Source organism: Pantoea sp. EKM10T, assembly GCF_011800685.1.
In the GTDB taxonomy this organism is placed as follows: domain Bacteria; phylum Pseudomonadota; class Gammaproteobacteria; order Enterobacterales; family Enterobacteriaceae; genus Pantoea; species Pantoea agglomerans.
Map to the genome: position 1 here is coordinate 455,409 of NZ_JAALEU010000002.1, position 26,095 is coordinate 481,503.

17 protein-coding genes are annotated in these 26,095 nt (G+C 54.0%); 10 read left to right on the top strand and 7 right to left on the bottom strand.

Annotation, left to right across the window (positions count from 1 at the left end; translation table 11 throughout):
• Positions 1–22: 22 nt before the first annotated feature.
• From cydC to trxB, 3 genes are all read right to left on the bottom strand, one after another.
• The gene (gene cydC, locus HFD95_RS05725) at positions 23–1,753 is read right to left on the bottom strand and encodes a cysteine/glutathione ABC transporter ATP-binding protein/permease CydC (protein WP_167429934.1); all 1,731 of its coding nucleotides are present in this window, start codon (positions 1,751–1,753) and stop codon (positions 23–25) included.
• Positions 1,753–3,522 carry a cysteine/glutathione ABC transporter permease/ATP-binding protein CydD gene (cydD, locus tag HFD95_RS05730; protein WP_167429935.1) on the bottom strand — a complete coding sequence of 590 codons (1,770 nt, stop codon included), beginning with the start codon at positions 3,520–3,522 and terminating at the stop codon, positions 1,753–1,755. Before cydD ends, cydC begins: the two co-directional genes overlap by 1 nt.
• A gap of 143 nt (positions 3,523–3,665) precedes the next feature.
• Positions 3,666–4,634 (bottom strand): thioredoxin-disulfide reductase, encoded by a 969-nt coding sequence (gene trxB / locus HFD95_RS05735; protein ID WP_003849329.1) that lies wholly within the window; start codon positions 4,632–4,634, stop codon positions 3,666–3,668.
• A 520-nt stretch (positions 4,635–5,154) separates the two neighbouring features.
• Here trxB and lrp point away from each other — a divergent pair.
• The 6 genes from lrp to HFD95_RS05765 all read left to right on the top strand — a co-directional run bounded on the left by lrp (position 5,155) and on the right by HFD95_RS05765 (position 14,314).
• Positions 5,155–5,649 carry a leucine-responsive transcriptional regulator Lrp gene (lrp, locus tag HFD95_RS05740; RefSeq protein WP_006118610.1) on the top strand — a complete coding sequence of 165 codons (495 nt, stop codon included), beginning with the start codon at positions 5,155–5,157 and terminating at the stop codon, positions 5,647–5,649.
• 118 nt (positions 5,650–5,767) lie between these two features.
• Positions 5,768–9,319: a DNA translocase FtsK 4TM domain-containing protein gene (locus tag HFD95_RS05745; RefSeq protein ID WP_167429936.1), complete on the top strand. Its 3,552-nt coding sequence runs from the start codon at positions 5,768–5,770 to the stop codon at positions 9,317–9,319.
• Between the two features lie 177 nt (positions 9,320–9,496).
• Positions 9,497–10,108, top strand: coding sequence for an outer membrane lipoprotein chaperone LolA (gene lolA, locus HFD95_RS05750; RefSeq protein WP_167429937.1), 612 nt, complete (start codon positions 9,497–9,499; stop codon positions 10,106–10,108).
• A gap of 7 nt (positions 10,109–10,115) precedes the next feature.
• A complete protein-coding gene (locus HFD95_RS05755; RefSeq protein WP_033757131.1) occupies positions 10,116–11,459 on the top strand; it encodes a replication-associated recombination protein A in 1,344 nt (447 codons plus the stop codon).
• Positions 11,460–11,551: 92 nt separating this feature from the next.
• A complete protein-coding gene (serS, locus tag HFD95_RS05760; RefSeq protein WP_167429938.1) occupies positions 11,552–12,844 on the top strand; it encodes a serine--tRNA ligase in 1,293 nt (430 codons plus the stop codon).
• Between the two features lie 318 nt (positions 12,845–13,162).
• Positions 13,163–14,314, top strand: a complete 1,152-nt coding sequence (locus HFD95_RS05765) for an MFS transporter (protein WP_010254932.1) — start codon at positions 13,163–13,165, stop codon at positions 14,312–14,314.
• Positions 14,315–14,367: 53 nt separating this feature from the next.
• Here the strand turns inward: HFD95_RS05765 and pflA are convergent, their stop codons facing one another.
• The 4 genes from pflA to ycaO form a co-directional block, all read right to left on the bottom strand.
• Positions 14,368–15,108 carry a pyruvate formate lyase 1-activating protein gene (gene pflA, locus HFD95_RS05770; protein WP_010669755.1) on the bottom strand — a complete coding sequence of 247 codons (741 nt, stop codon included), beginning with the start codon at positions 15,106–15,108 and terminating at the stop codon, positions 14,368–14,370.
• 162 nt (positions 15,109–15,270) lie between these two features.
• On the bottom strand, positions 15,271–17,553 hold the full coding sequence (gene pflB, locus HFD95_RS05775) for a formate C-acetyltransferase (protein WP_010254936.1): 2,283 nt from the start codon (positions 17,551–17,553) through the stop codon (positions 15,271–15,273).
• A 71-nt stretch (positions 17,554–17,624) separates the two neighbouring features.
• Complete coding sequence (gene focA, locus HFD95_RS05780; protein WP_010254939.1) at positions 17,625–18,485, bottom strand: formate transporter FocA; 861 nt, start codon at positions 18,483–18,485, stop codon at positions 17,625–17,627.
• A 373-nt stretch (positions 18,486–18,858) separates the two neighbouring features.
• Complete coding sequence (gene ycaO, locus HFD95_RS05785) at positions 18,859–20,622, bottom strand: 30S ribosomal protein S12 methylthiotransferase accessory factor YcaO (protein WP_010254940.1); 1,764 nt, start codon at positions 20,620–20,622, stop codon at positions 18,859–18,861.
• A 313-nt stretch (positions 20,623–20,935) separates the two neighbouring features.
• On the opposite strand from ycaO, the gene serC reads away from it, so the two are divergent.
• The 4 genes from serC to rpsA all read left to right on the top strand — a co-directional run bounded on the left by serC (position 20,936) and on the right by rpsA (position 26,057).
• Positions 20,936–22,021 carry a 3-phosphoserine/phosphohydroxythreonine transaminase gene (serC, locus tag HFD95_RS05790; protein WP_167429939.1) on the top strand — a complete coding sequence of 362 codons (1,086 nt, stop codon included), beginning with the start codon at positions 20,936–20,938 and terminating at the stop codon, positions 22,019–22,021.
• An 82-nt stretch (positions 22,022–22,103) separates the two neighbouring features.
• On the top strand, positions 22,104–23,390 hold the full coding sequence (gene aroA, locus HFD95_RS05795; RefSeq protein ID WP_010254943.1) for a 3-phosphoshikimate 1-carboxyvinyltransferase: 1,287 nt from the start codon (positions 22,104–22,106) through the stop codon (positions 23,388–23,390).
• Between the two features lie 198 nt (positions 23,391–23,588).
• Entirely contained in the window at positions 23,589–24,275 is a 687-nt protein-coding gene (cmk, locus tag HFD95_RS05800) for a (d)CMP kinase (RefSeq protein ID WP_010254946.1), read from the top strand.
• A gap of 108 nt (positions 24,276–24,383) precedes the next feature.
• Positions 24,384–26,057, top strand: coding sequence for a 30S ribosomal protein S1 (rpsA, locus tag HFD95_RS05805; RefSeq protein ID WP_003849352.1), 1,674 nt, complete (start codon positions 24,384–24,386; stop codon positions 26,055–26,057).
• Positions 26,058–26,095: the final 38 nt, after the last annotated feature.

The window sequence follows — 26,095 nt, forward strand, 5'->3', positions numbered from 1 at the left end:
ACCTATCAGCATTTCGCTAAGACTATAGCGCAATCCGCTGCCGGAAACGCCAGTACCGACCCGCTTTTGAGATTAATTCGGCATGACTTCCCTGTTCCACAATCACGCCATTATCCATCACGCAGATGCGATCCATCTGCTCCAGGCCGCTGAGCCGGTGGGTGACCATTATTACGGTCTTGCCAGCGGTCAGCCGCTGCAGCAGGGTGAGGATATGCTGCTCGGTTGTGGCATCCAGTCCTTCGGTGGGTTCATCCAGCAGCCATAGATCGCCGTTATGCAGTAACGCACGCGCCAGCGCCAGCCGACGCAGTTCGCCGCCTGACAGCGGGCGACCGCCTTCTCCCATCCAGGCGTTTAATCCTTCCGGGTTCTCAAGCAGGCGCTGCAGGCCGACGTCATTCAGCACGCGGCGTAACTGCTCATCAGTAGCATCGGGACAGGCCAGCAGTAGGTTATCACGCAGGCTCTGACTGAAGAGATGAACCCGCTGAGTCACCACGCTGATGCGCTGACGCAGCGCTGGCTCTGACCATGCGGTGATCGGCAGGTCATTCAGGCTGATAACACCGTGCTGGCTATCCCAGCCACGGGTTAACAGCGCCAGCAGAGTGGATTTGCCGCAGCCGGTCGGCCCCAGCAGTGCAATGTGTTCACCGGCTGCCACCTTAAGGGTAAAGCGGTTCAGCACCTTATCCGGGCGGTCGGGATAGCTGAAGTCGAGCTGATCGATAGCAACCGCGAGTCGTCCTGGCCGGGCGTCTGAATCTGCCGGAAAGGTGATAGCGGGTGACTGATCGATAATGTCATTGACTCGCTGAGCGGCATTTATCACCTGCGACATGGGCAGAAAGGCCCCTGCAACCGGTGCCAGCGCCTCGAAAGCAGCCAGCGCGCAAAACACCACCAGGGCAATCAGCGAGCCGGGCAACTGCTGCTGGCTGATTGTCGCCGCACTGAGCCAGAGCAACAGTGTGACGGTTACGCCGCTGATCAGCAGCAGCAGGCTCTGTGCCGCAGCCTGCAAGCGCTGTTGCTGGCTCTGAGCCTGCTGCCAGCGCTGTTCATCTTCATCAAGTTGCTGACGCCAGCCCCGCGAGGCACCGTACAGGGTGAGTTCAGCCTGAGCCGCCAGCCACTGCATCAGCTGTAAGCGCCAGCGGGCGCGCCCACGGGCAATCGCGCCGCCTGCGGGCGATCCCAGACGGTAAAACAGCGCTGGCATCACCACCAGCGTACTCAGCATGATGCCGCCCAGCGTCAGTGCAAGCTGAAGATCGATAAAGCTCATTCCGAGGGTAACCACGACAATCACCACCAGTGCGCCGATCAGCGGCGAGATGACGCGCAGATAGAGATGATCCAGCGTATCGACATCGGCCACGAAGCGGTTGAGCAGGTCCGCCTGCCGGAACCGCGAAAGCTGGCCTGGCGAAAGGGCCATCAGGCGGCTGAAGGTGTGGACACGCAGATGCTGAAGAACCCTGAATGTTGCATCGTGGCTGACCAGCCGTTCAGCATAGCGTGCGGCAGTGCGAATGATGGCGGCGCCACGTACGCCTGCCGCAGGCAGCATATAGTTGAAGGTATAGAGACCGGCTACGCCTGCCACTGACGAGGCGGCCAGAAACCAGCCTGAAAGCGTCAGCAGGCCGATGCTGGCCAGCAGGGTAACAATCGCCAGCACGATGCCCAGCACCAGGCGATAAGGGTGGCGCAGCCAGAGACGAAGAAAAGGACGCAAGGCGGACATCAGCGAATCTCCTGTTGACGATGCTTCAGCATCTCACTGAACGCACCCGGCTGTTGCGACAGCTGCTGCCAGTTACCCTGTTGCACCAGCTTACCGGCTTCCATTACCCAGAGGGTCTGCCAGTGACTTAGCGTATCAATCTGATGGGTTATCATCAGCGTGGTCTGGCGGGCTGCCGCCTGGTTCAGCGCCAGCATCACATGACGTTCACTGAGCGCATCCAGGCTGGCTGCGGGTTCATCGAGCAGCAAAAAATGCGAGGATTTATAGAGTGCGCGCGCGACCGCGACCCGCTGCGCCTGACCCACCGACAGCTGATTACCGCCATCGCCTGGCAGGGTGTCAATGCCCTGGGGCAGACGAGGCAGGAACTCATTAATGCCGCACGACTCCAGCAGTGCCGCAAAACGCTCGTCATCCCAGGCCGCATTCATCACGATGTTGTCGCGCAAGGTGGCGGCCGGTAACTGAGGATTCTGTCCTACCCAGCTGAGCTGCTGATGCCAGTCATTCCGTCGTATATCGCGGAGTTCAACGCCATTCGCTTTCAGCGAACCCTGATAAGGCAGAAAACCGAGCAGGGCGTTCATCAGGGCCGTTTTACCGGCCCCGCTTTGACCGACCAGCGCAATCTGTTCGCCGGGGGCGACAGTAAAAGAGAGCGGGCCGCACAACACCTGACCATCAGGCGCACAGACACGCAGATCTTCGGCGGTAAGTGCGATTGAGCGATCGGCAGTGAAGGGCAACTGGCCTTCCTGCGGCGCGGTGGCAGGCGTCGCCTGCATAAAGGCTTCAAGGGCATCGGCACCGCCTACAGCCTGGGCTTTGGCGTGATAGAAAGCGCCGAGATCGCGCAGCGGCTGGAAAAACTCCGGGGCGAGGATCAGCACCAGAAAGCCGGCAAACAGCGTCACGCCCTGGCCGTAATCACCAAAATGCAATTCGCCCAGATAGGAGAAGCCAAAGTAGACGGCCACCACGGCAATCGCCAGCGAGGCAAAAAACTCCAGTACGGCAGAGGAGAGAAAGGCTAAGCGCAGCACTTCCATGGTGCGCTGGCGAAAATCGGTGGTGGCGGCGGCAACCGCCTCCTGCTCCGCTACGCCACGATGAAACAGCCGCAGCGTCTCTCTGCCGCGCAGGCGGTCGAGAAAGTTACCGCTCAGGCGGGCCAGCACCAGGAAGTTCCGGCGGTTGGCCTCGGCCGCACCCATCCCGACCAGCGCCATAAACAGCGGAATCAGTGGCGCGGTGGCAAACAGGATCAGACCCGCCGTCCAGTTGAGCGGAAAAATAGTCAGCAGAATGCAACAGGGGATCAGCACCGCCAGGGTCATCTGCGGCAGATAGCGCGCGTAATACTCCTGCATCTCTTCGATCTGCTCCAGCAGCAGCGTCGCCCAGCTGCCGGCTGGCTTTCCCTGAATCCACGCCGGCCCCAGATCAGATAACCGATCTAATACCTGCTGACGTAAAGCCTGACGGATAGCCTGTCCGGCACGATAACCGGTCAGTTCACGGGCATAGTTAATCAGGGCGCGGAGCACAAAGCAGAGCAGTAACAGCAGGATGCTGACTGTCAGGGATTCACGCGGCTGCTGGTCAACAATCAGAGCCTGCAGCAGCGAGGCCAGTAAACCCGCCTGAGCAATGATCAGAAGTGCACTTGCCATGCCCAGCAGGGTGTTGAGTCGCAACCAGCGACCGGCGAAATGACGTTGCTGACGAAGCCAGCGGGTAAGATGCTGCTGCCGCGATTTGTCCATGCGAGACCATGATGAATGTCGATGACGGGTGAAAATGGAAAGACATTTCCATCTCTTCAGGCGCAAGAATCTAGCATGAGAGCAATAAAAAAGGCGACGGAAAAACCGTCGCCTGGAACATTTGAGATCAGAGGGTTAACAACTTACTGATCGTTTTTAACCAGTCCGTCAAGAAAGCGCTCAGCGTCTAACGCGGCCATACAGCCGGTGCCCGCAGAGGTGATCGCCTGACGATAGATATGGTCCATCACATCGCCTGCCGCAAAGACGCCAGGGATGCTGGTCTGAGTGGCGTTGCCGTGCAGACCTGACTGAACTTTGATGTAACCGTTCTCCAGCGCCAGCTGACCCTCAAAAATGGCCGTATTCGGGCTGTGTCCGATAGCAACAAAGAGACCCGCCACCTCCAGCGCTTCTGTCTCATCACTGTTCTGGGTAGAACGCAGCGTCAGACCGGTGACACCCATCTGATCGCCCACCACTTCTTCCAGCGTGCGATGAGTGTGCAGCACGATATTGCCATTGCGCACTTTTTCCATCAGGCGGTCGATCAGGATCTTCTCTGCGCGGAAGCTGTCACGACGGTGAATAAGGTGCACTTCAGCCGCAATATTCGCCAGGTAGAGCGCCTCTTCCACAGCCGTGTTGCCACCGCCAATCACCGCGACTTTCTGGTTGCGATAGAAGAAGCCGTCACAGGTTGCACAGGCAGAGACGCCTTTGCCTTTGAAGGCCTCTTCGGAAGGCAGACCGAGGTAGCGCGCTGACGCACCGGTGGCGATGATCAGGGCATCTGCCGTGTATTCGCCGCTGTCACCCGTAAGGCGGAACGGACGGTTCTGCAAATCGACGGTGTGAATGTGATCGAAAATGATCTCAGTATTAAATTTTTCGGCATGCTCATGCATCCGCTCCATCAGCGATGGACCTGTCAGATCGTGCGGGTCGCCCGGCCAGTTCTCCACCTCGGTGGTAGTGGTCAGCTGTCCGCCTTTTTCCAGACCCGTAATCAGTACCGGGTTCAGGTTGGCGCGTGCAGCATAAACGGCTGCGGTATAACCCGCTGGGCCGGAGCCCAGAATGAGTAACTTACTGTGTTTGGCCGTACTCATGCGTTCCTCAGTTTCATTCGGCTGACATAGCCTGCGATTGTAGGGAATATCCGGCGACAATGACAAGGCTTAGGCAATTTTGTTAACGATAGCTGCAAACGGCGTAGACGATGAGCGACGGTTTTGCCTGGCCAATGCGCCAAAAGGGGGCAAAACTCGGGTTAGAGGGGTGCAATAGTGGAAAAATAGTCATTTAAAAACAGATACCCAGCGGACTGTCTGGCATCTTGTCCTGAATTTGGTGATTTTACTTTGACAATCGCCTGCGCTTTTGCGAAAACATTATCAGAAGCGAATAACATTTATCGGAACAAAACAGGTTTTCATCGCCCGTTTTGCACGTAACGCCGAATAAAAGCAGCCTGATATGGATAATGACGCATGATGTGGACAGACAACATGCGTCATATCGATAGGTGTCAGAACACAGGCTCTGTTAGCTCACTTCAGAAATGCCCCGAACAATGAGCGTTTTCAGGGCGTGGCAGGTAAAGGGAAGGAATTAAGAGAGACAATAATAATGGTAGACAATAAGAAACGCCCCGGGAAAGACCTCGACAGAATTGACAGGAACATTCTGAATGAACTTCAGAAAGATGGTCGCATTTCAAACGTAGAGCTTTCCAAACGCGTAGGCTTATCGCCTACGCCATGTCTTGAACGCGTGCGTCGTCTCGAACGTCAGGGATTTATTCTTGGCTACACCGCGCAGCTGAACCCGCACTATCTGGATGCGTCGCTGCTGGTGTTCGTTGAGATTACTCTGAATCGTGGTGCACCAGATGTGTTTGAGCAATTTAACGCCGCTGTGCAAAAACTTGAGGAAACTCAAGAGTGTCACCTCGTTTCCGGCGATTTCGACTACCTGCTGAAAACGCGCGTACCTGATATGTCAGCCTACCGTAAGCTGCTGGGTGAAACCCTGTTGCGCCTGCCGGGCGTAAACGACACGCGTACATATGTGGTGATGGAAGAGGTTAAACAGAGCAATCGACTGGTGATCAAAACTCGCTGATGCGGGGCAGGTGCAAAACCTGTGAGATTTCGGTACACTCCTGTGCATTCATACAGGATCAGCGTCGGGCTCGCCCGGCGCTGTTGCTTCTTACTTTACAGGCACCTGGAGAGTCCTCTTGAGCCAGGAATATACAGAAGATAAAGACGTTTCGTTACAATCGATGAGCAGTGGACGTCGTCTGCTGGAAGCAATGCTCATTCTGGTGGCGCTGTTTGCCATCTACCTGATGGTTTCTCTGGTCAGTTTTAACCCTTCCGACCCGAGCTGGTCGCAAACGGCCTGGCATGAACCTATCCATAATATCGGCGGCAGCGTCGGTGCCTGGCTGGCTGACACCTTACTCTTCATCTTTGGTGTGATGGCGTATGCCATTCCGCCCGTCATCCTGGGTCTGTGCTGGATTGCTTTCCGTCAGCGCGACAGCCAGGACTATTTTGACTACTTTGCCGTCGGGCTGCGCTTAATTGGCGTCCTCGCGCTGGTGGTGACGACCTGTGGTATGGCGGCGCTGAACGCTGATGATATCTGGTACTTTGCCTCGGGCGGCGTGATCGGCAGCCTGGTCAGTAATGCTATTGCACCCTGGTTCAGTCCGGCTGGCGGCACGCTGATGCTGCTCTGCGTCTGGGCGGCGGGTATTACCCTTTACACTGGCTGGTCATGGCTCACCATTGCAGAAAGAATTGGTGGCGTAGTCATGGGCGTACTGACGTTTGCCAGCAACCGCTCTCGTCACGATGAACCCTGGCAGGAAGAGGATGACGAGCGGGACGCGCGTGAATACGCGGATGTGCCTGAGCTTCATGCCGCCGATCAGGATGATGATGTGCTGCTTTCTGCCCCACGTGCAGCTGCTGAGCCTGCGACGTCACAACAGGATCCGCTGCTGGCTAAAGCTGCAGCAGCCACCAGTGCGGCAGTCGCGGCTACCGCTGAAGCCGCCGAGGTGACCCTCGCCCCGGCAGCCACGGTGACGCCTGCACCTGTCGCCGCATCTGCTGCTGCTGTGGTTTCAGCTTCGGCGCCTGCCGCGTCAGCGACATCCATTCCTGCATCGCCGTCTGCACAACCTGCGCCTGCGTACGCACAGAGCGCGCCAGCTCCGCAGAGTGTGGCGAACTCCCCGACGCCGCCGCAGAGTGCTTCTGCACCCGCAGACTCACCACCGCTTTATCACTTTGAAATGCCACACGACGCTCCGGCTACGCCGTCGTTCAGTGCTTACGACGATGATGAACCTAAAATGGGTAACTGGCGGGATACGTCAGCTATCCCTGCGGCATCGGCGGCAGCGGCATCCGCTGCAACGGCAGCCCAGGCAACAACGCGTACTGCGCCTGTTTTTGATTTAGCCCCTGAAACCAATCTCAATCCGCAGGTTAAACAAGGTATCGGTCCGGCACTGCCGCGTCCTAACCCGGTAAAACTGCCAACCCGTCGTGAGCTGGCCTCTTATGGCATTAAGCTGCCTTCTCAGCGCATGGCAGAAGAGAAAGCGAAAACGGAAGAGACCGAACCGGTTAGTGCTGGCTCCGTTTCCTCTGCTCCGGATGCTGAAGAGGCGCTGCAGCAGGCTGAACTGCGACAGGCTTTCCAGTCTGAACAGCAGCAGCGTTACGGCACCAGCTGGCAGCAGGACGAGGAAGATGAACAGGATGCACAGCAGCAGGATGCACTGGCCCGTCAGTTCGCCGAGCAGCAACAGCAGCGCTATGAGCCAGAAGTGAAAAAAGAGCCGGTATTCAATATTGATACCGCCTCAGCGTTTGATTTTTCACCGATGAAAGATCTGGTGGATGACGGTCCTTCTGAACCGCTGTTTACCATTGCGGCGACGCCAGAACCTGAAGCTCCAGCGGTTTCACACGAACCCTGGCAGCAGGTGAGTGAGGTTTCAAGACCTCAGGCTCCGGCTCATGTTCCTGCACCAGCCAGCTTTGCCCCGGCAGAACCTGCCTATAGCGCCCCGACAGCACCGTCTGAACCTGACTATGCTTCGCCTGCGGCAACCTCTGCGCCCGCTTATGGTGCCCCTGCGGCTCCTCAGGCTCCGGCTTACGCTGCGCCTGCCTTTGGCACGCCAGCGGCAGCGCCGGTTCAGCCGGTGGAAGAGGCGAAACCTTCACTGCATGACAGCCTGATTCATCCATTCCTGATGCGTCACGAGCAGCCGCTGGAGAAACCTTCCACGCCACTGCCTTCGCTGGATCTGCTGACCGCACCGCCTGAAGAGGAAGAGCCGGTTGATATGTTCTCGCTGGAGCAGACGGCCCGTCTGGTGGAGTCGCGCTTAGGCGATTATCGCGTCAAAGCGGAGGTGGTCGGTATCTCGCCTGGCCCGGTTATTACCCGTTTCGAACTTGACCTGGCACCGGGCGTGAAAGCGGCGCGTATCTCAAACCTGTCCCGCGATCTGGCGCGTTCGCTGTCGACGGTAGCGGTTCGTGTGGTGGAAGTGATCCCAGGCAAACCTTACGTAGGTCTGGAACTGCCAAACAAGCATCGTCAGACCGTCTATCTGCGTGAAGTGCTGGATTGCCCTAAATTCCGCGACAACCCTTCACCGCTGGCCGTCGTGCTGGGTAAAGACATTGCCGGTCAGCCGGTGGTGGCCGATCTGGCGAAAATGCCACACTTACTGGTCGCCGGTACCACCGGTTCCGGTAAGTCTGTGGGCGTGAACGCCATGATTATCAGCATGCTGTATAAGGCGACGCCGGAAGAAGTTCGCTTCATCATGATCGACCCGAAAATGCTTGAGCTGTCGGTCTATGAAGGTATTCCGCATCTGCTGACCGAAGTGGTCACAGACATGAAGGATGCTGCCAATGCGCTGCGCTGGAGCGTCGGTGAAATGGAGCGCCGCTATAAGCTGATGTCGGCGCTGGGCGTGCGTAATCTGGCGGGCTACAACGAAAAAGTGGAACAGGCCGAAGCGATGGGTCGTCCGATTCCCGATCCGTTCTGGAAGCCGGGCGACAGCATGGATATGACGCCGCCGGTTCTGGAGAAGCTGCCTTATATTGTTGTGATGGTCGATGAGTTTGCTGACCTGATCATGGCAGTCGGTAAAAAGGTGGAAGAGCTGATTGCCCGCCTGGCACAGAAAGCACGTGCTGCCGGCATCCATCTGGTACTGGCGACACAGCGTCCATCCGTGGATGTCATTACCGGTCTGATCAAAGCGAACATTCCGACGCGTATCGCCTTTACCGTTTCCAGCAAAATTGATTCACGTACCATTCTCGATCAGGGCGGCGCGGAGTCATTGCTGGGTATGGGTGACATGCTCTACATGCCGCCGAACTCCTCGCTGCCGATTCGTGTTCACGGTGCGTTTGTTCGTGACCAGGAAGTGCATGCAGTGGTTCAGGACTGGAAAGCGCGTGGTCGTCCGCAATATATCGACAGCATTACGGCGGGCGAAGAGAGCGAAAATGCCGGTGGCATCGACAGTGATGAAGAGCTCGATCCGCTGTTCGATCAGGCGGTCGGTTTTGTGGTCGATAAGCGCCGTGCGTCGATTTCAGGCGTTCAGCGTCAGTTCCGCATCGGCTATAACCGCGCGGCACGTATCATTGAACAGATGGAAGCGCAGGGCATCGTTTCTGCACCAGGACACAATGGTAACCGTGAAGTGCTGTCGCCACCGCCACACGATATGTAGTGGCTAAATGTTTTGAAACACAACGCAATGAGCCAGTTCCGACTGGCTCATTGTTTTTATGCGGTTAAACCCCATATCTGAATCAGCTTTCGGTTTTTTCCTCTGTTCTGATGGCGGAACGGCGGCCAGGCTTAATGCAGTTATCGATGGGAACGTTTAAATAAGGAATTGAAGCAGATGAAATTACGCGTAATCGCTCTGGGCCTGTTGACCACCTTTTCTTCAGCCAGCGTTCTGGCTGATGCTTCCAGTGATCTGCAACAGCGCCTGAACAAGGTCAGCAGCTTCCACGCCAGCTTCACCCAAAAAGTGACCGACAGCAGCGGCGCGAATGTGCAGGACGGCGAAGGCGAATTGTGGGTGAAACGTCCCAGCCTGTTTAACTGGCACATGACCGCGCCGGACGAAAGCATCATCATCTCCGACGGTAAATCGCTGTGGTTCTACAACCCGTTTGTTGAGCAGGCGACAGTCAGCCTGTTGCAGAATGCGACCAGCAACACGCCCTTTATGCTGATTGCCCGCAACCAGTCAAATGACTGGAAGCAGTACAATATCAAACAGCAGGGTGACAATTTTGAACTGACACCTAAGAACAGCGACGGCAACCTGAAACAGTTCACCATCCAGGTGACGTCCAGCGGGACCATCAACCGCTTCAGTGCTATCGAGCAGGATGGCCAGCGCAGCGATTACCAGCTGAAAAGCCAGCAGAATGGCGCTATCAGCCCGGATAAATTCACGTTCACACCGCCAAAAGGCGTGACGGTGGACGACCAACGTCAGTGAGGTCACGGTGAGTAACCTGTCCCTGGATTTTTCCACCGAAAATTTCAAACCTCTGGCCGCGCGTATGCGGCCAGAAACATTGAAACAGTACATTGGTCAGCAACATCTGCTGGGCGCAGGCAAACCTCTGCCGCGCGCGATTGAAGCAGGGCACCTGCATTCAATGATCCTGTGGGGACCTCCCGGGACCGGCAAGACCACGCTGGCTGAGATCATTGCCCATTACGGTAACGCCGATGTGGAGCGTATTTCGGCCGTCACCTCCGGCGTAAAAGAGATCCGTGAGGCGATTGAGCGGGCCCGTCAGAATAAACATGCCGGGCGGCGCACGATCCTGTTTGTGGACGAGGTCCATCGGTTCAACAAGAGCCAGCAGGATGCCTTTCTGCCCCATATCGAAGATGGCACCATTACCTTTATTGGTGCGACCACTGAAAACCCCTCTTTTGAACTTAACTCTGCGTTGTTGTCACGCGCCCGCGTTTACCTGCTGAAATCACTAACCCTGGAAGATATTGAGCAGGTGCTGGATCAGGCGATGCAGGATAAAGCGCGAGGTTATGGGGACAGTGACATCGTGCTGCCGGACAACACACGCAGGATGATCGCTGAACTGGTTAATGGTGATGCACGTCGGGCGCTGAACACGCTGGAGATGATGGCTGATATGGCCGAAATCACCGCATCAGGTCAGCGAGAACTGACGCCGCAGCTGCTTAACGAAGTCTCTGGTGAGCGATCCGCGCGGTTTGATAATAAAGGCGATCGTTTTTACGATCTGATTTCTGCACTGCACAAATCGGTACGCGGCTCCGCACCGGATGCGGCGCTCTACTGGTATGCGCGCATTATCACTGCGGGCGGCGATCCGCTCTATGTGGCTCGTCGGTTGCTGGCAATCGCCTCCGAAGATGTCGGCAACGCCGATCCGCGCGGTATGCAGGTGGCGATTGCGGCCTGGGATTGCTTCACGCGCGTCGGTCCGGCAGAAGGGGAGCGCGCGATTGCCCAGGCCATTGTTTATCTGGCTTGCGCGCCTAAAAGTAATGCGGTCTACAACGCGTTTAAAGCCGCAATGCGTGATGCACGCGACCATCCCGATTACGATGTGCCGGAACATCTGCGCAATGCCCCGACTAAGCTGATGAAAGAGATGGGCCTGGGTAAAGAGTACCGTTATGCCCATGATGAAACCAACGCCTATGCCGCGGGTGAAGTCTATTTTCCGCAGGAACTGGCCAGCGCGCGCTATTATACCCCAACCCAGCGCGGGCTTGAGGGCAAGATTGGTGAAAAGCTAAGCTGGCTGGCCGAGCAGGATCAAAATAGCCCGACAAAACGCTACCGCTGAAACAGACGTTACGGTAATGTGGGCAATGTTTTCAACGCATTCCGCTGGAATGCGTCCCTTCTTTCAACCAACTTTTTATACACAGGATAAGCATGCTCGATCCCAATCTGCTGCGTAACGAGCCAGACGCAGTCGCAGAAAAACTGGCACGCCGGGGATACAAACTGGATGTGGAAACGCTGCGTTCGCTTGAAGAGCGTCGCAAAGTGCTGCAGGTGGAAACAGAAAATCTGCAGGCAGAGCGTAACTCCCGATCCAAATCCATCGGTCAGGCCAAAGCACGTGGGGAAGACATCGAGCCGCTGCGTCAGGAAGTGAACGCGCTGGGCGAACGCCTGGATGCCGCAAAAGCAGAACTGGATGAACTGCAGAATCAAATCCGTGACTTCTCACTGGCACTGCCGAACATTCCGGCCGATGAAGTGCCGCTGGGCAAAGATGACAGCGAAAATCAGGAAGTGAGCCGCTGGGGTACCCCGCGCGAGTTCAGCTTCCCGGTTAAAGATCACGTTGAGCTGGGTGAAGCGGCTAAAGGCCTGGATTTTGCGTCTGCCGTGAAACTGACCGGTTCACGCTTTGTGGTCATGCAGGGGCAGATTGCCCGCCTGCACCGTGCACTGAGTCAGTTTATGATTGACCTGCACACCGAGCAGCATGGCTACCTTGAAACCTACGTGCCATATCTGGTTAACCACGAAACGCTTTACGGTACCGGACAGCTGCCTAAGTTTGGCGAAGACCTGTTCCACACCCGTCCGCTGGAAGAGGAGTCAGACAGCAGCAACTATGCGTTGATTCCTACCGCAGAAGTGCCGCTGACTAACCTGGTGCGTGATGAGATCCTCGAAGAGGATAGCCTGCCGGTTAAACTGACCGCGCATACGCCGTGCTTCCGTTCTGAAGCGGGTTCTTACGGTCGTGACACGCGTGGCCTGATCCGTATGCACCAGTTCGACAAAGTTGAGATGGTGCAGATCGTCACGCCGGAGCAGTCAATGGATGCCCTGGAAGAGCTGAGCGGTCACGCTGAGAAAGTGCTGCAGCTGCTGAACCTGCCATATCGTAAGGTTTTACTCTGCACCGGCGATATGGGCTTTGGATCGACTAAAACTTACGATCTGGAAGTCTGGCTACCGGCGCAGAATACCTATCGTGAAATTTCATCCTGTTCCAACATGGGTGATTTCCAGGCGCGTCGTATGCAGGCGCGTTGCCGCAACAAACAGGATAAGAAACCGCGTCTGGTTCATACCCTGAATGGCTCAGGGCTGGCCGTAGGCCGTACCCTGGTGGCGGTGCTGGAAAATTATCAGCAGGAAGATGGCCGCATCACTGTGCCTGAGGTTTTACGCCCCTATATGAATGGCGTCGAAATTATCGGCTAAGCAACAGTAACTCTCTGAACCCGGCCATGGCCGGGTTTTTTTATATTATTGCTCCGGAAAAACTGTTCTGTCAGGCCTCATTTTAATCACAAATAAACGTTATCGATATCAGCCAGGCCGGAATGGCTAAAAACCTAGTTTTTCATAGAGATAGCATTTAGCGACCTGCCGCTTCTTACGATTGTAACCCACTGAAGATTAGTAAATTAAATTGTCGCACAGCAAAATGTGCTGCCGTTAAAGTTCGCCCATTGACTTTAAAAAAGCCAGTGGCAAACTGCGCGCAATTTCCTTCATTTGCTCTGGTTTCTATCCCCTATGTCAACCTGGTCACGCCCCGTGATATTGCTGCTTTGCGGCCTGATGTTAATGACGGTCGCAATTGCCGTGCTGAATACGCTCGTTCCACTATGGCTGACGCATGACTTACTGACAACCTGGCAGGTGGGCATCGTAAGCTCCTCCTATTACACCGGTAATCTCGCAGGAACTCTGCTGGCTGGCTGGTTAATCAGGCATTACGGCTTCAACCGCAGCTACTACCTGGCTACCTTGATGTTTGCCGTCGCAACCCTGTGCCTGGCGATGATGTCGGGTTTCTGGGCATGGAGTTCAATGCGTTTCATCGCCGGTGTCGGCTGTGCGCTGATGTGGGTGGTGGTCGAGAGCGCACTTCTGTGCAGCGGAACGGTACGTAATCGGGGACAGCTGCTGGCGGCCTATATGGTTGTCTATTACATCGGCACCGTGACAGGCCAGTTGCTGGTCAGCAAACTGTCTACGGAATTACTCAGCGTGATTCCGTGGGTGACGTCGCTGGTCTTCTGCGCCGTGCTGCCACTGGTCTTTACTCGCGTCTCCGCCAGCGGTGAAGCGACAGAAGCCGCTCCGGCCCGCATCTGGCCGATGCTGCGTCGCCGTAGCTCACGTCTGGGCATCAATGGCTGCATTATCTCTGGCATCCTTCTGGGCTCGCTTTATGGCCTGATGCCGCTTTACCTGTCACATCAGGGAATGAGTGATGCCAATGTGGGTTACTGGATGGCGTTGCTGGTCAGCGCAGGCATTGTGGGCCAGTGGCCCATTGGCCGTCTGGCCGATCGTTTTGGTCGCATGCTGGTGCTGCGAGTTCAGGTCTTTGTGGTTATCCTGGGTGCGATGGCCATGTTAACCAATGCCGCGATGGCACCAGCGCTATTTGTTCTGGGGCTGGCGGGCTTTACACTCTATCCGGTGGCGATGTCCTGGGCTTGCGAGACGGTTGCACATCATGAACTGGTAGCGATGAATCAGGCACTGCTGATGAGTTATACAGTGGGCAGTCTGGCTGGACCGGCAATGACCTCTGTTCTGATGCAGAATTATTCTGACCAGCTGCTGTTCGTGATGATCGCTGCTGTGGCACTGATTTATCTGGTGATGCTGCTGCGCAAAGCGAATCATCAGGCTACGCCAGTGGCACATGCCTGATCGCTGAACAGCAAAAAGGGAGCGTTAAGCTCCCTTTTTTTGTGGCAGATTCTTCAGTACATCACTTCGTGGCCATAGCTGGCGAGAATGTTTTTCACGCGATCCATTGTCTCTTTGCTCGGTGGCTTCACCCCGTCCAGCTTGTACTCTTCACCCATCGCAATCCATTTATGCTTACCCAGCTCATGATAGGGCAGCAATTCAATCTTCTCAACGTTCTCCATGTCACGCGTGAATTCCCCCAGCCGATGCGCGGTGTCATCATCGTCGGAATAGCCGGGCACCACGACAAAACGAATCCATGTCCGTTTGCCTTTTTTCTGCAGGTAACGGGCGAAGTCCAGCGTACGGTGATTAGAGACACCCACCAGAATCTGATGGACGTCATCATTCATCTGTTTCAGGTCGAGCATCACTAAGTCGGTAACGTCGAGCAGTTCATCGATCACCGGATCATAGCGGCGTACGAAGCCGTTGGTGTCGAGACAGGTATGAATACCTTCGGCCTTACAGGCACGGAACCAGTCGCGCACAAATTCAGCCTGGAGAATGGCTTCACCGCCTGAGGCCGTGACGCCGCCACCAGAGGCGTTCATAAAATGGCGATAGGAGAGCACATCCGCCATCAGCGCTTCGACGCTGATCTCTTTGCCCCCGTGCGTATCCCAGGTGTCGCGGTTGTGACAGTAGAGGCAGCGCATCAGGCAGCCCTGGAAAAAGGTGATAAAACGGATACCGGGACCATCGACGGTGCCGCAGGATTCAAATGAGTGGATACGACCGTTAACTGACATTGCGATGTTTTCTCCAGTAAGTGCCGGGACAGACGGCGCAATCTCTGTTGCGCTCAGGGCAGGAAATCGATTCTGGTGGGAACCTTGATGGAGATGACCATCAGAACAGACTTTTAATTAAAAGGCTCCGCGAGGAGCCTTTTTTATCAGGTAGAGCAGTAATTACAGTGACTTAGTGAAGGTTCGGGTAATCACATCCTGCTGCTGTTCTTTAGTCAGTGAGTTAAAGCGTACAGCGTAACCGGAAACGCGAATGGTCAGCTGCGGATATTTCTCTGGATGTTCCATCGCATCCAGCAGCATTTCACGGTTCATAACGTTAACGTTGAGGTGCTGACCGCCTTCGATGCTGGCTTCGTGATGGAAGTAACCATCCATCAGACCGGCAAGGTTGGTTTTCCGCACGTTATCATCTTTACCCAGCGCGTTTGGTACGATTGAGAAGGTATAAGAGATACCATCTTTCGCGTAGGCAAACGGCAGTTTCGCGACGGAAGTCAGTGAGGCAACTGCACCTTTCTGGTCACGACCATGCATCGGGTTAGCACCTGGTCCAAACGGCGCGCCAGCGCGACGTCCATCTGGTGTGTTACCGGTTTTCTTACCATATACCACGTTCGAGGTAATGGTCAGAACAGACTGCGTCGGCACGGCATTACGATAGGTGTTCAGCTGCTGAATTTTCTTCATGAAGCGTTCAACCAGATCGCAGGCCAGGTCATCTACCCGTGAGTCGTTGTTACCGAACTGCGGATATTCGCCTTCAATATCGAAGTCGATGGCCAGACCATCTTCGTCACGAATCGGTTTCACTTTGGCATATTTAATGGCAGAAAGTGAATCCGCAGCGACGGAGAGACCTGCGATACCACAGGCCATGGTGCGGTAGACATCCCGATCATGTAAGGCCATCAGTGCCGCTTCGTAGCTGTATTTATCATGCATGTAGTGAATGATGTTCAGCGAAGTCACATACTGTTTTGCCAGCCAGTCCATGAAGTGATCCATACGCTCCATGACGGTGTCGAAATCCAGTACGTCGTCGCTGATTTTGTCGCCTTTCGGTCCAACCTGCATTTTCAGCTTTTCATCCACGCCGCCGTTGATTGCGTAGAGCAGCGTTTTCGCCAGGTTGGCACGTGCGCCAAAGAACTGCATTTGTTTGCCGACAATCATCGGGCTCACGCAGCAGGCGATTGCGTAGTCATCATTGTCGAAATCAGCACGCATCAGGTCATCGTTCTCATACTGCAAAGATGAGGTATCGATAGAGACTTTAGCGGCATATTTTTTGAAATTAATTGGCAGTTTTTCTGACCACAGGATGGTCATGTTCGGCTCAGGTGAAGGACCCATGGTGTAGAGGGTATTCAGGAAGCGGAACGTACTTTTTGAGACCAGGGTACGGCCATCAACGCCCATACCTGCCAGGGATTCTGTTGCCCAGATTGGGTCACCTGAGAACAGCTCATCATATTCAGGTGTACGCAGGAAGCGAACCATACGCAGTTTCATCACCAGATGGTCAATCAGTTCCTGTGCCTGCTCTTCAGTTAGTTTACCGGCTTTAAGGTCACGTTCGATGTAAACATCAAGGAAGGTTGAGACGCGGCCAAATGACATGGCAGCACCGTTTTGTGATTTAACTGCAGCCAGGTAGCCATAGTAAGTCCACTGTACTGCTTCAACCGCATTGGTAGCCGGACCGGAGATGTCATGGCCATATTTTGCTGCCATCTCTTTAATCTGGGCCAGCGCATGATGCTGGTCAGAAATCTCTTCACGCAGACGAATAGTCGCTTCCAGATTAACGCCATTCTCTAAATCTTCCTGCAGTGAGGCGAACTGAGCGAATTTATCCGCCATCAGGAAATCGATGCCGTACAGCGCCACACGACGATAGTCACCGATAATACGGCCACGGCCATAAGCATCAGGAAGGCCGGTCAGGATACCTGATTTACGGCAGCGCAAAATGTCCGGGGTATAAACATCGAACACGCCCTGGTTGTGCGTTTTGCGGTATTCGGTGAAGATTTTTTTCAGTGAAGGGTCGAGTTCACGGCCATACACTTTGCATGACCCTTCGACCATTTTGATGCCGCCATAAGGAATGATGGCGCGTTTTAATGGCGCTTCGGTCTGCAGACCAACAATTTTTTCCAGTGGCTTAATGATGTAACCCGCGTCGTGCGAGGTAATGGTTGAGGCGAGATCGGTGTCGAAGTCGACTGGCGCGTGGGTGCGGTTCTCAATTTTGATGCCTTCCAGCACGCTTTCCCACAGTTTGGTGGTCGCTTCAGTGGCACCCGCCAGGAATGACTCGTCACCTTCATATGGGGTGTAGTTTTTCTGAATGAAGTCGCGCACATTGACGCTATTCTGCCATTCGCCTTCAGCAAATCCTTCCCATGCTGAAGCCAGTTTTGCATTAAGTTCGGTCATAATATACCTGCCTTATATGAGGAGACTTTACGGTCGGGCACAGCCAACTTCCTGTGCCGTCAAAAATGCGTTTAATGAACCTGGTCACCTTTACGGAGATAGATAACCCAGTAGGTCAACCCAACCAGAACGCCGCCGCCGATAATGTTTCCGATGGTCACGGGAATCAGGTTGTCGATAATAAAGTTACTGAGGGTCAGCGAGTGAAACTGTGCCGCCGTGGTGCCAGCTGCCTGCCAGAATTCAGGTGTCGCGAAGTCACGAATAGCAATGGCATAGGGTATAAGAAACATGTTGGCGATACTGTGTTCGAAACCGCTTGCGACAAACATCGCAACAGGCAGAATCATCACGACCAGCTTATCGGTCAGGGTGCGGCCTGAGTAACTCATCCAGACGGCGAGACAGACCAGCAGATTGGCCAATGTACCCAGACAAACCGCCTCTATGAAGGTGTGATGCATCTTGTGATCGGCAGTTTGCAGGACATTCAATCCCCAGGCACCATTCGCGACCATGTGCTGTCCGGCAAACCACATCAGGGCGACAAAGAAGAGTGCACCTGCAAGGTTACCGGCGTAGACGTTAATCCAGTTGCGGGCCAGCTGTCCCCAGCTGATGCGGCCACTGGCTTTGGCGACAACGATTAATACAGTAGAGGTAAAAAGGTCGGCACCACATACCACGACCAGCATTAAGCCGAGTGAAAAGCAGATACCTCCAATCAGTTTGGCTATGCCATAGGGCATCGCGCCGCTACCGGTGGTCGCTGTAATATAAAAAACGAATGCGATTGAGATAAATACGCCGGCGTTTATTGCCAGAAAGAAGGTCGTAAAAGGATGTTTGGTTGCTTTATAGATACCCGCGTCTTCGGCCACTTTCGCCATCGCGGCGGGTAATAAAAGATTAAAAGGGTTGTCAGTTTTCACACTAACTTACTCCTGAAGTTGTCTGAAAAAATACTAACAAAGGAGTATAGGTCAGTAATTGATATGGATCATGTTTGCCAGGGTGGTAACCCACTGGTCGCAAATTAATGAGAAAATAATGAATTAACTAGCTGAATATAGACAAATAAATTTATTTTAAAAATACAAAAATATTTTAATATAAAGTGATGCGCCACTTTTTTAGTTCAGCCTGTGTTATTAATTAATGGCTTATATGTTAATTAAAATGATGTGATGTAATGGGAAGGAATTTTAAAGTAGCTAATGTTTCATAGAGAAAGTGGGGAAGGATGGCACCAGATAAATCCAGTGCCATGTTTAACCGTCTGCTTTCAGTCTGACGCGTCAGGGCTTACGCGTTTTTCCAGTAGTGACGTTTGGCGTTTTGCAGTTTTTCGTAGGCGGCAAGCAGCGACTGATGGGCAGGGAAGGCCTGCAGCTCATCATCAACAGCCTGAAGGCCGTTAAACGGATTCTCACCACTGATCGCGGCGGAGGCTGCTTCCATTGCGCTCTCACCATACATCCGCAGGAAAGCGTGATGATACTGCAATGGATCACGCTCATCTTCCATAGCCAGTAACAGCAGGGTCTGCAGGCAACGATAGTAGTTAGCGCGCTCTGGCGTAAAGATTGAGCTGTTAAACTCCATCGTCCATTCTGTCCAGATCAATGCCTGATCCAGATCGCCGCCCGCTAGCGCCAGCATCGCTTTTAATTCGCCAACACGCAGCGTGTACCAGCCATTGTCTTTACCGGTCGCCAGACCCAGCAGCTCACGAACGCGGGTGAAGTCATCAAAGCCTTCATCATCAAGCTGTCCAATCAGATCCAGATACTCTTCCGGATTCCAGTTGCTGTCAGGCAGGGCCAGCAGGGTTTCACGCATGCCCGCTCCCATGCTGTTGTTCGCCAGGAACAGGTCTTCTGCCGGGTAGATATCAGACATGCCTGGCACGATGATGCGGCAGGCATAGACACCCAGATGCTCGTAGTCTGCAATATAAACTTCCTGATCTTCCGAGGCGAAGATTGCCATCAGCGTGGCGAATTCCTGTTCGGTGCTGCCCGCGAATGACCAGTCGACAAAAGGATAATCCGCAGTTTCTTTAAACAGATCCCAGGAGATCAGGCCGCTTGAATCGATGAAGTGTGTTTCAAGGTTGGCATGCTCAGCCACTTCTTCGTCATCAAAGGTCGGTGGGGTAAACACATCCAGATCTTTGAGGCTTCGGCCCTGCAGCAACTCGGTAACGGTACGCTCCAGCGCCACACCGAAATCAGGGTGAGCACCAAATGAGGCAAAACAGGTTCCGTTGGTTGGGTTAAACAGCACCACGCAGATAACCGGATATTTACCGCCGAGAGAGGCGTCATAAGCGAAAATCGGGAAGCCTTCCGCTTCAAGACGTGCAATCGCTTCGATCACTTCAGGATAACGTTGCATCACGTCATCTGGAATCGCAGGCAGGCTGATCGCTTCAGCAATAATGCGGTTTTTAATGTAGCGCTCAAACACTTCAGACAGCCCCTGAACACGCGCTTCGTTCGCGGTATTACCTGCCGACATGCCGTTTGAGACATAGAGGTTGCCGATAATATTCATCGGGATATAGACAGTCTGCTGGTCGGACTGACGGGTAAAGGGCAGGGCGCAGATACCACGTTCAGTATTCCCGGACTGCAGATCAATCAGGCCGGAAGCCGTCAGTGCATTGTCGGGATCGTAAAATGCGCGCAGGCGCGGATCCAGAATACCTTCAGGTAAGGACTCATCATCAGGTAACGCAAACCATTTTTCATTGGGATAGTGAACAAAATCACCGTTAGCGATCTTTTTTCCCAGCCAGAAGTCAGCAAAAAAATAGTTAGTTGAGAGACGCTCGAAATACTCGCCAAGCGCGGAGGCCAGCGCCGCTTTTTTACTGGCGCCCTTGCCGTTGGTAAAACAGAGCGGGCAATCGCGGTCGCGGATATGCACTGACCAGACATGGGGGACAGGATTCAGCCAGGATGCTTCTTCAATGTTAAAGCCAAGATCCTGCAGCTTGTTCTGGAAACGCGCAATGGAGTCTTCCAGTGCGGCATCTTTGCCCGGGATAAATGTTTGCGTCATAGTGCCGCTCTCTCAGTTGTCATAGGGTGCGTAAAGCGCGCAATGATACGGATTTTGCTAACAGACCGCTATCAGGGCGGGACATTTTTACCGGCTTACTTTTCATCACTTCTGCTCTCAGGCCAAACGCGAATTAATGGCGCTGGATAAAGCCTCACAAAATTCCGCGCAGATTTGCATTGGTAACATAACCTCCGGCGAGCCGGATTCAGAAAATGTGACCGCTCCCTGATTTATGATTGCAGCTATCAGAATGCAGTGATAAAACCGGATGGTTATTCATAACCGTTCGATATGACAGTGGTGAGGGGAAATGACGCAAGTTTATAATTTTAGCTCTGGCCCGGCGATGCTACCGGTTGAAGTGCTTCGTCGTGCAGAACAGGAACTGACGAACTGGCGCGGTCTGGGTACCTCTGTAATGGAGATCAGTCACCGCAGTAAAGAGTTTATTCAGGTGGCTGAAGAAGCGGAGCAGGACTTCCGTGATCTGCTAAAAATACCGTCGAATTACAAAGTTTTATTCTGTCATGGTGGGGCGCGTGCGCAGTTCGCTGCCGTACCGGGAAATCTGCTGGGTAAAGCGACCCGTGCCGACTATGTTGATGGCGGTTACTGGGCGCATAGCGCAATAAAAGAAGCGGAAAAGTTTTGTTCCCCACGCACGCTTGATGTCAAAACAACGCGCGACGGTAAACGAGCCATCCTGCCGATGAGCGAATGGGAGGTGAGTGAGACGTCCGCTTACCTGCATTTCTGCCCGAATGAAACCATTGATGGCATCGCGATTGACGAACAGCCCGACTTTGGCAGTAAAACCGTTGTTGCTGATTTCTCATCCACCATTCTGTCACGCCCTATCGATGTGAGTCGTTACGGTGTGATTTATGCGGGTGCGCAGAAAAATGTGGGCCCGGCCGGATTAACGCTGGTTGTCGTTCGCGAAGATCTGCTGGGTCAGGCGCACGCCTCTGTGCCCTCAATCCTCGATTACAAAGTGCTGGCCGATAACGATTCGATGTTTAACACCCCGCCGACTTTTGCGTGGTATCTCTCAGGGCTGGTGTTTAAATGGCTGAAAGAGAAGGGCGGTGTGGCTGAAATTGATCGTATCAATCAGGCAAAATCTGACCTGCTTTATGGCGTAATCGATCACAGTGGCTTCTATCGTAATGATGTGGCAACAGAAAACCGCTCACGCATGAACATCCCTTTCCAGCTGGCCGATGCTTCACTCGATGCGCTGTTCCTGGAAGAGTCGTTTAAGGCGGGATTACACGCGCTTAAAGGCCATCGTGTAGTAGGCGGTATGCGCGCCTCTATTTATAATGCGATGCCGCTGGAAGGTGTGAAGGCCCTGACCGATTTCATGGTCGATTTTGAACGCCGTCACGGCTGATTATTAAGATATCAGCATTGATGCTGATGCCAGACCTCGTCACACGGCGAGGTCTCTGTATTTTTTGAGGATTTCGTTTCACATGCAGGACTCCCTGACTCTCCAACCGATTGCGCGCGTCAACGGCACGGTAAATCTGCCCGGCTCAAAGAGCGTTTCCAATCGTGCATTGCTGCTGGCTGCTCTGGCTAAAGGTACAACCCGTCTTACCAACCTGCTCGACAGCGACGACGTTAAGCACATGCTGAACGCGCTGACCGCGCTTGGTGTAAGCTATACGCTTTCCAGCGATCGCACCCTGTGTGAAGTGACGGGAAATGCCGGGCCACTGCACGCATCTCAACCGCTGTCACTGTTTCTGGGCAATGCCGGAACCGCAATGCGTCCGCTGGCCGCGGCGCTTTGTCTGGGCCAGCACGATATCGAACTGACCGGCGAACCCCGCATGAAAGAGCGTCCAATCGGGCATCTGGTTGACGCACTTCGTCAGGGCGGAGCAACCATTGAGTACCTGGAAAACGAAAACTACCCGCCGCTGCGTTTACGCGGTGGTTTTACCGGGGGTGAAGTCAGTGTGGATGGCAGCGTTTCCAGCCAGTTCCTGACAGCGCTGCTGATGACCGCGCCGCTGGCACAGCAGGATACCTGCATCACCATCAAAGGTGATTTGGTGTCGAAACCTTACATCGATATTACCCTTAATCTGATGCAGTGCTTTGGCGTCGAGGTTGAGAATCAGAACTATCAGCGCTTCCTGATCAAGGGACAGCAACAGTATCAGTCGCCGGGTGATTACCTGGTTGAAGGCGATGCCTCTTCCGCTTCCTATTTCCTGGCCGCTGCCGCTATAAAAGGCGGAACGGTTCGCGTCACCGGGATTGGACGCCAGAGTGTGCAGGGTGACATCCGGTTTGCTGACGTGCTGGAAAAGATGGGCGCGACGATTGAGTGGGGCGATGATTACATTGCCTGTACGGCCGGCAAACTGCAGGCCATCGATATGGACATGAATCATATTCCGGATGCTGCAATGACCATCGCGACTACGGCGCTATTTGCAGAGGGCACCACCCGGTTACGCAATATTTATAACTGGCGGGTAAAAGAGACCGATCGACTGAGCGCAATGGCCACAGAGCTGCGTAAAGTCGGGGCAGAAGTCGAAGAGGGTCATGACTACATCCGCATTACGCCGCCAGCGACGCTGATTCATGCGGATATTGGCACCTACAATGACCACCGCATGGCGATGTGTTTCTCTCTGGTTGCACTTTCTGATACCCCGGTGACCATTCTCGATCCTGGCTGTACTGCAAAAACCTTCCCGGACTATTTCGTTCAACTGGCTAAAATCAGCCAGAGCGCCTGATATCTCCCTTTCCGGTGCGGTTCGCACCGGAACTCCCCTGATTTTATCTGGCTGTAACAGGCCAGAGATCCTCTGAATTGACTAAGATTACGAACCTGATCAGTGCGAAAGGGTAACCAAGCCGTGCTATGCAGCGTATAATGCTAGTCATTAATGGTGACCGAAAGGTCAGGAAGCACGCAGCAACAGGAGGGAATAATGACAGTAACTGCCCCGGTCATAACTATTGATGGGCCAAGTGGAGCGGGAAAGGGAACCCTGTGCAAAGCGATGGCGGAATCGCTGCAGTGGCATCTGCTGGACTCCGGTGCTATTTATCGCGTGCTGGCGTTGGCCGCATTGCATCATCAGGTGGAGATTGAATCTGAAGAAGCGCTGGTGCCGATTGCTGCTCACCTGGATGTGCGCTTTGTGTCACAAAATGGTGAAATGCAGGTCATACTTGAAGGTGAAGATGTCACCGGTGAAATCCGTACTCAGGAGGTCAGCAACACCGCTTCTCGTGTTGCCGCTTTTCCCCGGGTACGCGAAGCATTATTGCGCCGCCAGCGCGGTTTCCGCGAGATGCCGGGCCTGATTGCTGATGGCCGTGATATGGGCACCGTGGTTTTTCCGGATGCGCCAGTGAAAATTTTCCTTGATGCCAGCCCGGAAGAGCGTGCTCAGCGCCGTATGCTACAGTTGCAGGATAATGGCTTTAATGTTAACTTTGACCGCCTTTTAGCCGAGATAAAAGAACGCGACGACCGCGATCGTAATCGCGCAATTGCGCCTTTAGTAGCCGCTGGCGATGCACTGGTTCTGGACTCTACCGAGATGTCTATCGATCAAGTCATTGAAAAAGCGCTACAATATGCCCGCGAGAAGCTGGGTATTACGGCTTAACTGAATCTACCACCCTGTACCATGGATCCGGTGCCGGGCATGTGAAACAACCCCATCCGACATGAAGTCAGATGGACGTTAAATTGAAGAATCCTGAAGATTATCAATATGACTGAATCTTTTGCTCAACTATTTGAAGAATCCTTAAAAACAATCGAAACCCGCCCGGGTTCTATCGTTCGTGGCATCGTCGTTTCTATCGACAAAGATGTCGTTCTGGTTGATGCGGGTCTGAAATCTGAATCTGCAATTCCTGCAGAGCAGTTCAAGAACGCAGCCGGCGAACTGGAAATCCAGGTAGGCGACGAAGTTGATGTTGCTCTGGATGCAGTGGAAGACGGCTTCGGTGAAACCCTGCTGTCCCGTGAGAAAGCTAAGCGCCATGAAGCATGGATCACGCTGGAGAAAGCTTACGAAGACGCTGAAACTGTTACCGGTGTTATCAACGGCAAAGTTAAAGGCGGCTTCACAGTTGAGCTCAACGGTATCCGTGCGTTCCTGCCAGGTTCACTGGTAGATGTGCGTCCGGTGCGCGATACGCTGCACCTGGAAGGCAAAGAGCTTGAATTCAAAGTGATCAAGCTGGATCAGAAACGCAACAACGTCGTGGTTTCACGTCGTGCGGTTATCGAATCCGAAAACAGCGCAGAGCGCGATCAGCTGCTGGAAAACCTGCAGGAAGGCATGGAAGTCAAAGGTATCGTTAAGAACCTGACTGACTACGGTGCATTCGTTGATCTGGGCGGCGTTGATGGCCTGCTGCACATCACTGACATGGCATGGAAACGCGTTAAGCATCCAAGCGAAATCGTCAACGTGGGCGACGAAATCACCGTTAAGGTGCTGAAGTTCGACCGCGAGCGTACCCGTGTTTCTCTGGGTCTGAAGCAGCTGGGCGAAGATCCATGGGTTGCTATCGCTAAACGCTATCCGGAAGGCACTCGCCTGACCGGTCGTGTTACCAACCTGACTGATTACGGCTGCTTCGTGGAAATCGAAGAAGGCGTTGAAGGTCTGGTACACGTGTCTGAAATGGACTGGACCAACAAAAACATCCATCCGTCTAAAGTTGTTAACGTAGGCGACGTGGTTGAAGTTATGGTTCTGGACATTGACGAAGAGCGTCGTCGTATCTCCCTGGGTCTGAAGCAGTGTAAATCTAACCCATGGCAGCTGTTCGCTGAGACGCACAACAAAGGCGATCGTGTTGAAGGTAAAATCAAGTCAATCACTGACTTCGGTATCTTCATCGGCCTGGATGGCGGCATCGACGGTCTGGTTCACCTGTCTGACATCTCCTGGAACGCGACTGGCGAAGAAGCCGTTCGTGAGTACAAAAAAGGCGACGAAATCGCTGCCGTTGTACTGCAGGTTGATGCAGAGCGCGAGCGTATCTCTCTGGGCGTTAAACAGCTGGCAGAAGATCCGTTCAACAACTACATCACTTTGAACAAGAAAGGTGCCATCGTCACCGGTAAAGTGACTGCAGTTGATGCTAAAGGTGCTACAGTTGAATTAGCAGACGGCGTTGAGGGTTACCTGCGCGCTTCTGAAGCTTCACTGGACCGCATTGAAGATGCAACTCTGGTTCTGAACGTTGGCGACGACGTTGAAGCTAAGTTCACCGGCGTTGATCGTAAAAACCGTGTCGTAAGCCTGTCTGTCCGTGCGAAAGACCAGGCTGATGAGAAAGAAGCTATCAATACTGTTAACACCAAACAGGAAGAAGGCAATTTCTCTAGCGCTATGGCTGAAGCGTTCAAAGCGGCTAAAGGCGAGTAATCGGCCTGAAGCACCGGGTGGGCAACCACCCGGTTTCG

Coding starts and splice junctions, on each gene's coding strand:
- cydC (WP_167429934.1), bottom strand. CDS start 1,753: ATGTCCGCCTTGCGTCCTTTTCTTCGTCTCTGGCTGCGCCACCCTTAT.
- cydD (WP_167429935.1), bottom strand. CDS start 3,522: ATGGACAAATCGCGGCAGCAGCATCTTACCCGCTGGCTTCGTCAGCAA.
- trxB (WP_003849329.1), bottom strand. CDS start 4,634: ATGAGTACGGCCAAACACAGTAAGTTACTCATTCTGGGCTCCGGCCCA.
- lrp (WP_006118610.1), top strand. CDS start 5,155: ATGGTAGACAATAAGAAACGCCCCGGGAAAGACCTCGACAGAATTGAC.
- lolA (WP_167429937.1), top strand. CDS start 9,497: ATGAAATTACGCGTAATCGCTCTGGGCCTGTTGACCACCTTTTCTTCA.
- serS (WP_167429938.1), top strand. CDS start 11,552: ATGCTCGATCCCAATCTGCTGCGTAACGAGCCAGACGCAGTCGCAGAA.
- HFD95_RS05765 (WP_010254932.1), top strand. CDS start 13,163: ATGTCAACCTGGTCACGCCCCGTGATATTGCTGCTTTGCGGCCTGATG.
- pflA (WP_010669755.1), bottom strand. CDS start 15,108: ATGTCAGTTAACGGTCGTATCCACTCATTTGAATCCTGCGGCACCGTC.
- pflB (WP_010254936.1), bottom strand. CDS start 17,553: ATGACCGAACTTAATGCAAAACTGGCTTCAGCATGGGAAGGATTTGCT.
- ycaO (WP_010254940.1), bottom strand. CDS start 20,622: ATGACGCAAACATTTATCCCGGGCAAAGATGCCGCACTGGAAGACTCC.
- serC (WP_167429939.1), top strand. CDS start 20,936: ATGACGCAAGTTTATAATTTTAGCTCTGGCCCGGCGATGCTACCGGTT.
- aroA (WP_010254943.1), top strand. CDS start 22,104: ATGCAGGACTCCCTGACTCTCCAACCGATTGCGCGCGTCAACGGCACG.
- cmk (WP_010254946.1), top strand. CDS start 23,589: ATGACAGTAACTGCCCCGGTCATAACTATTGATGGGCCAAGTGGAGCG.
- rpsA (WP_003849352.1), top strand. CDS start 24,384: ATGACTGAATCTTTTGCTCAACTATTTGAAGAATCCTTAAAAACAATC.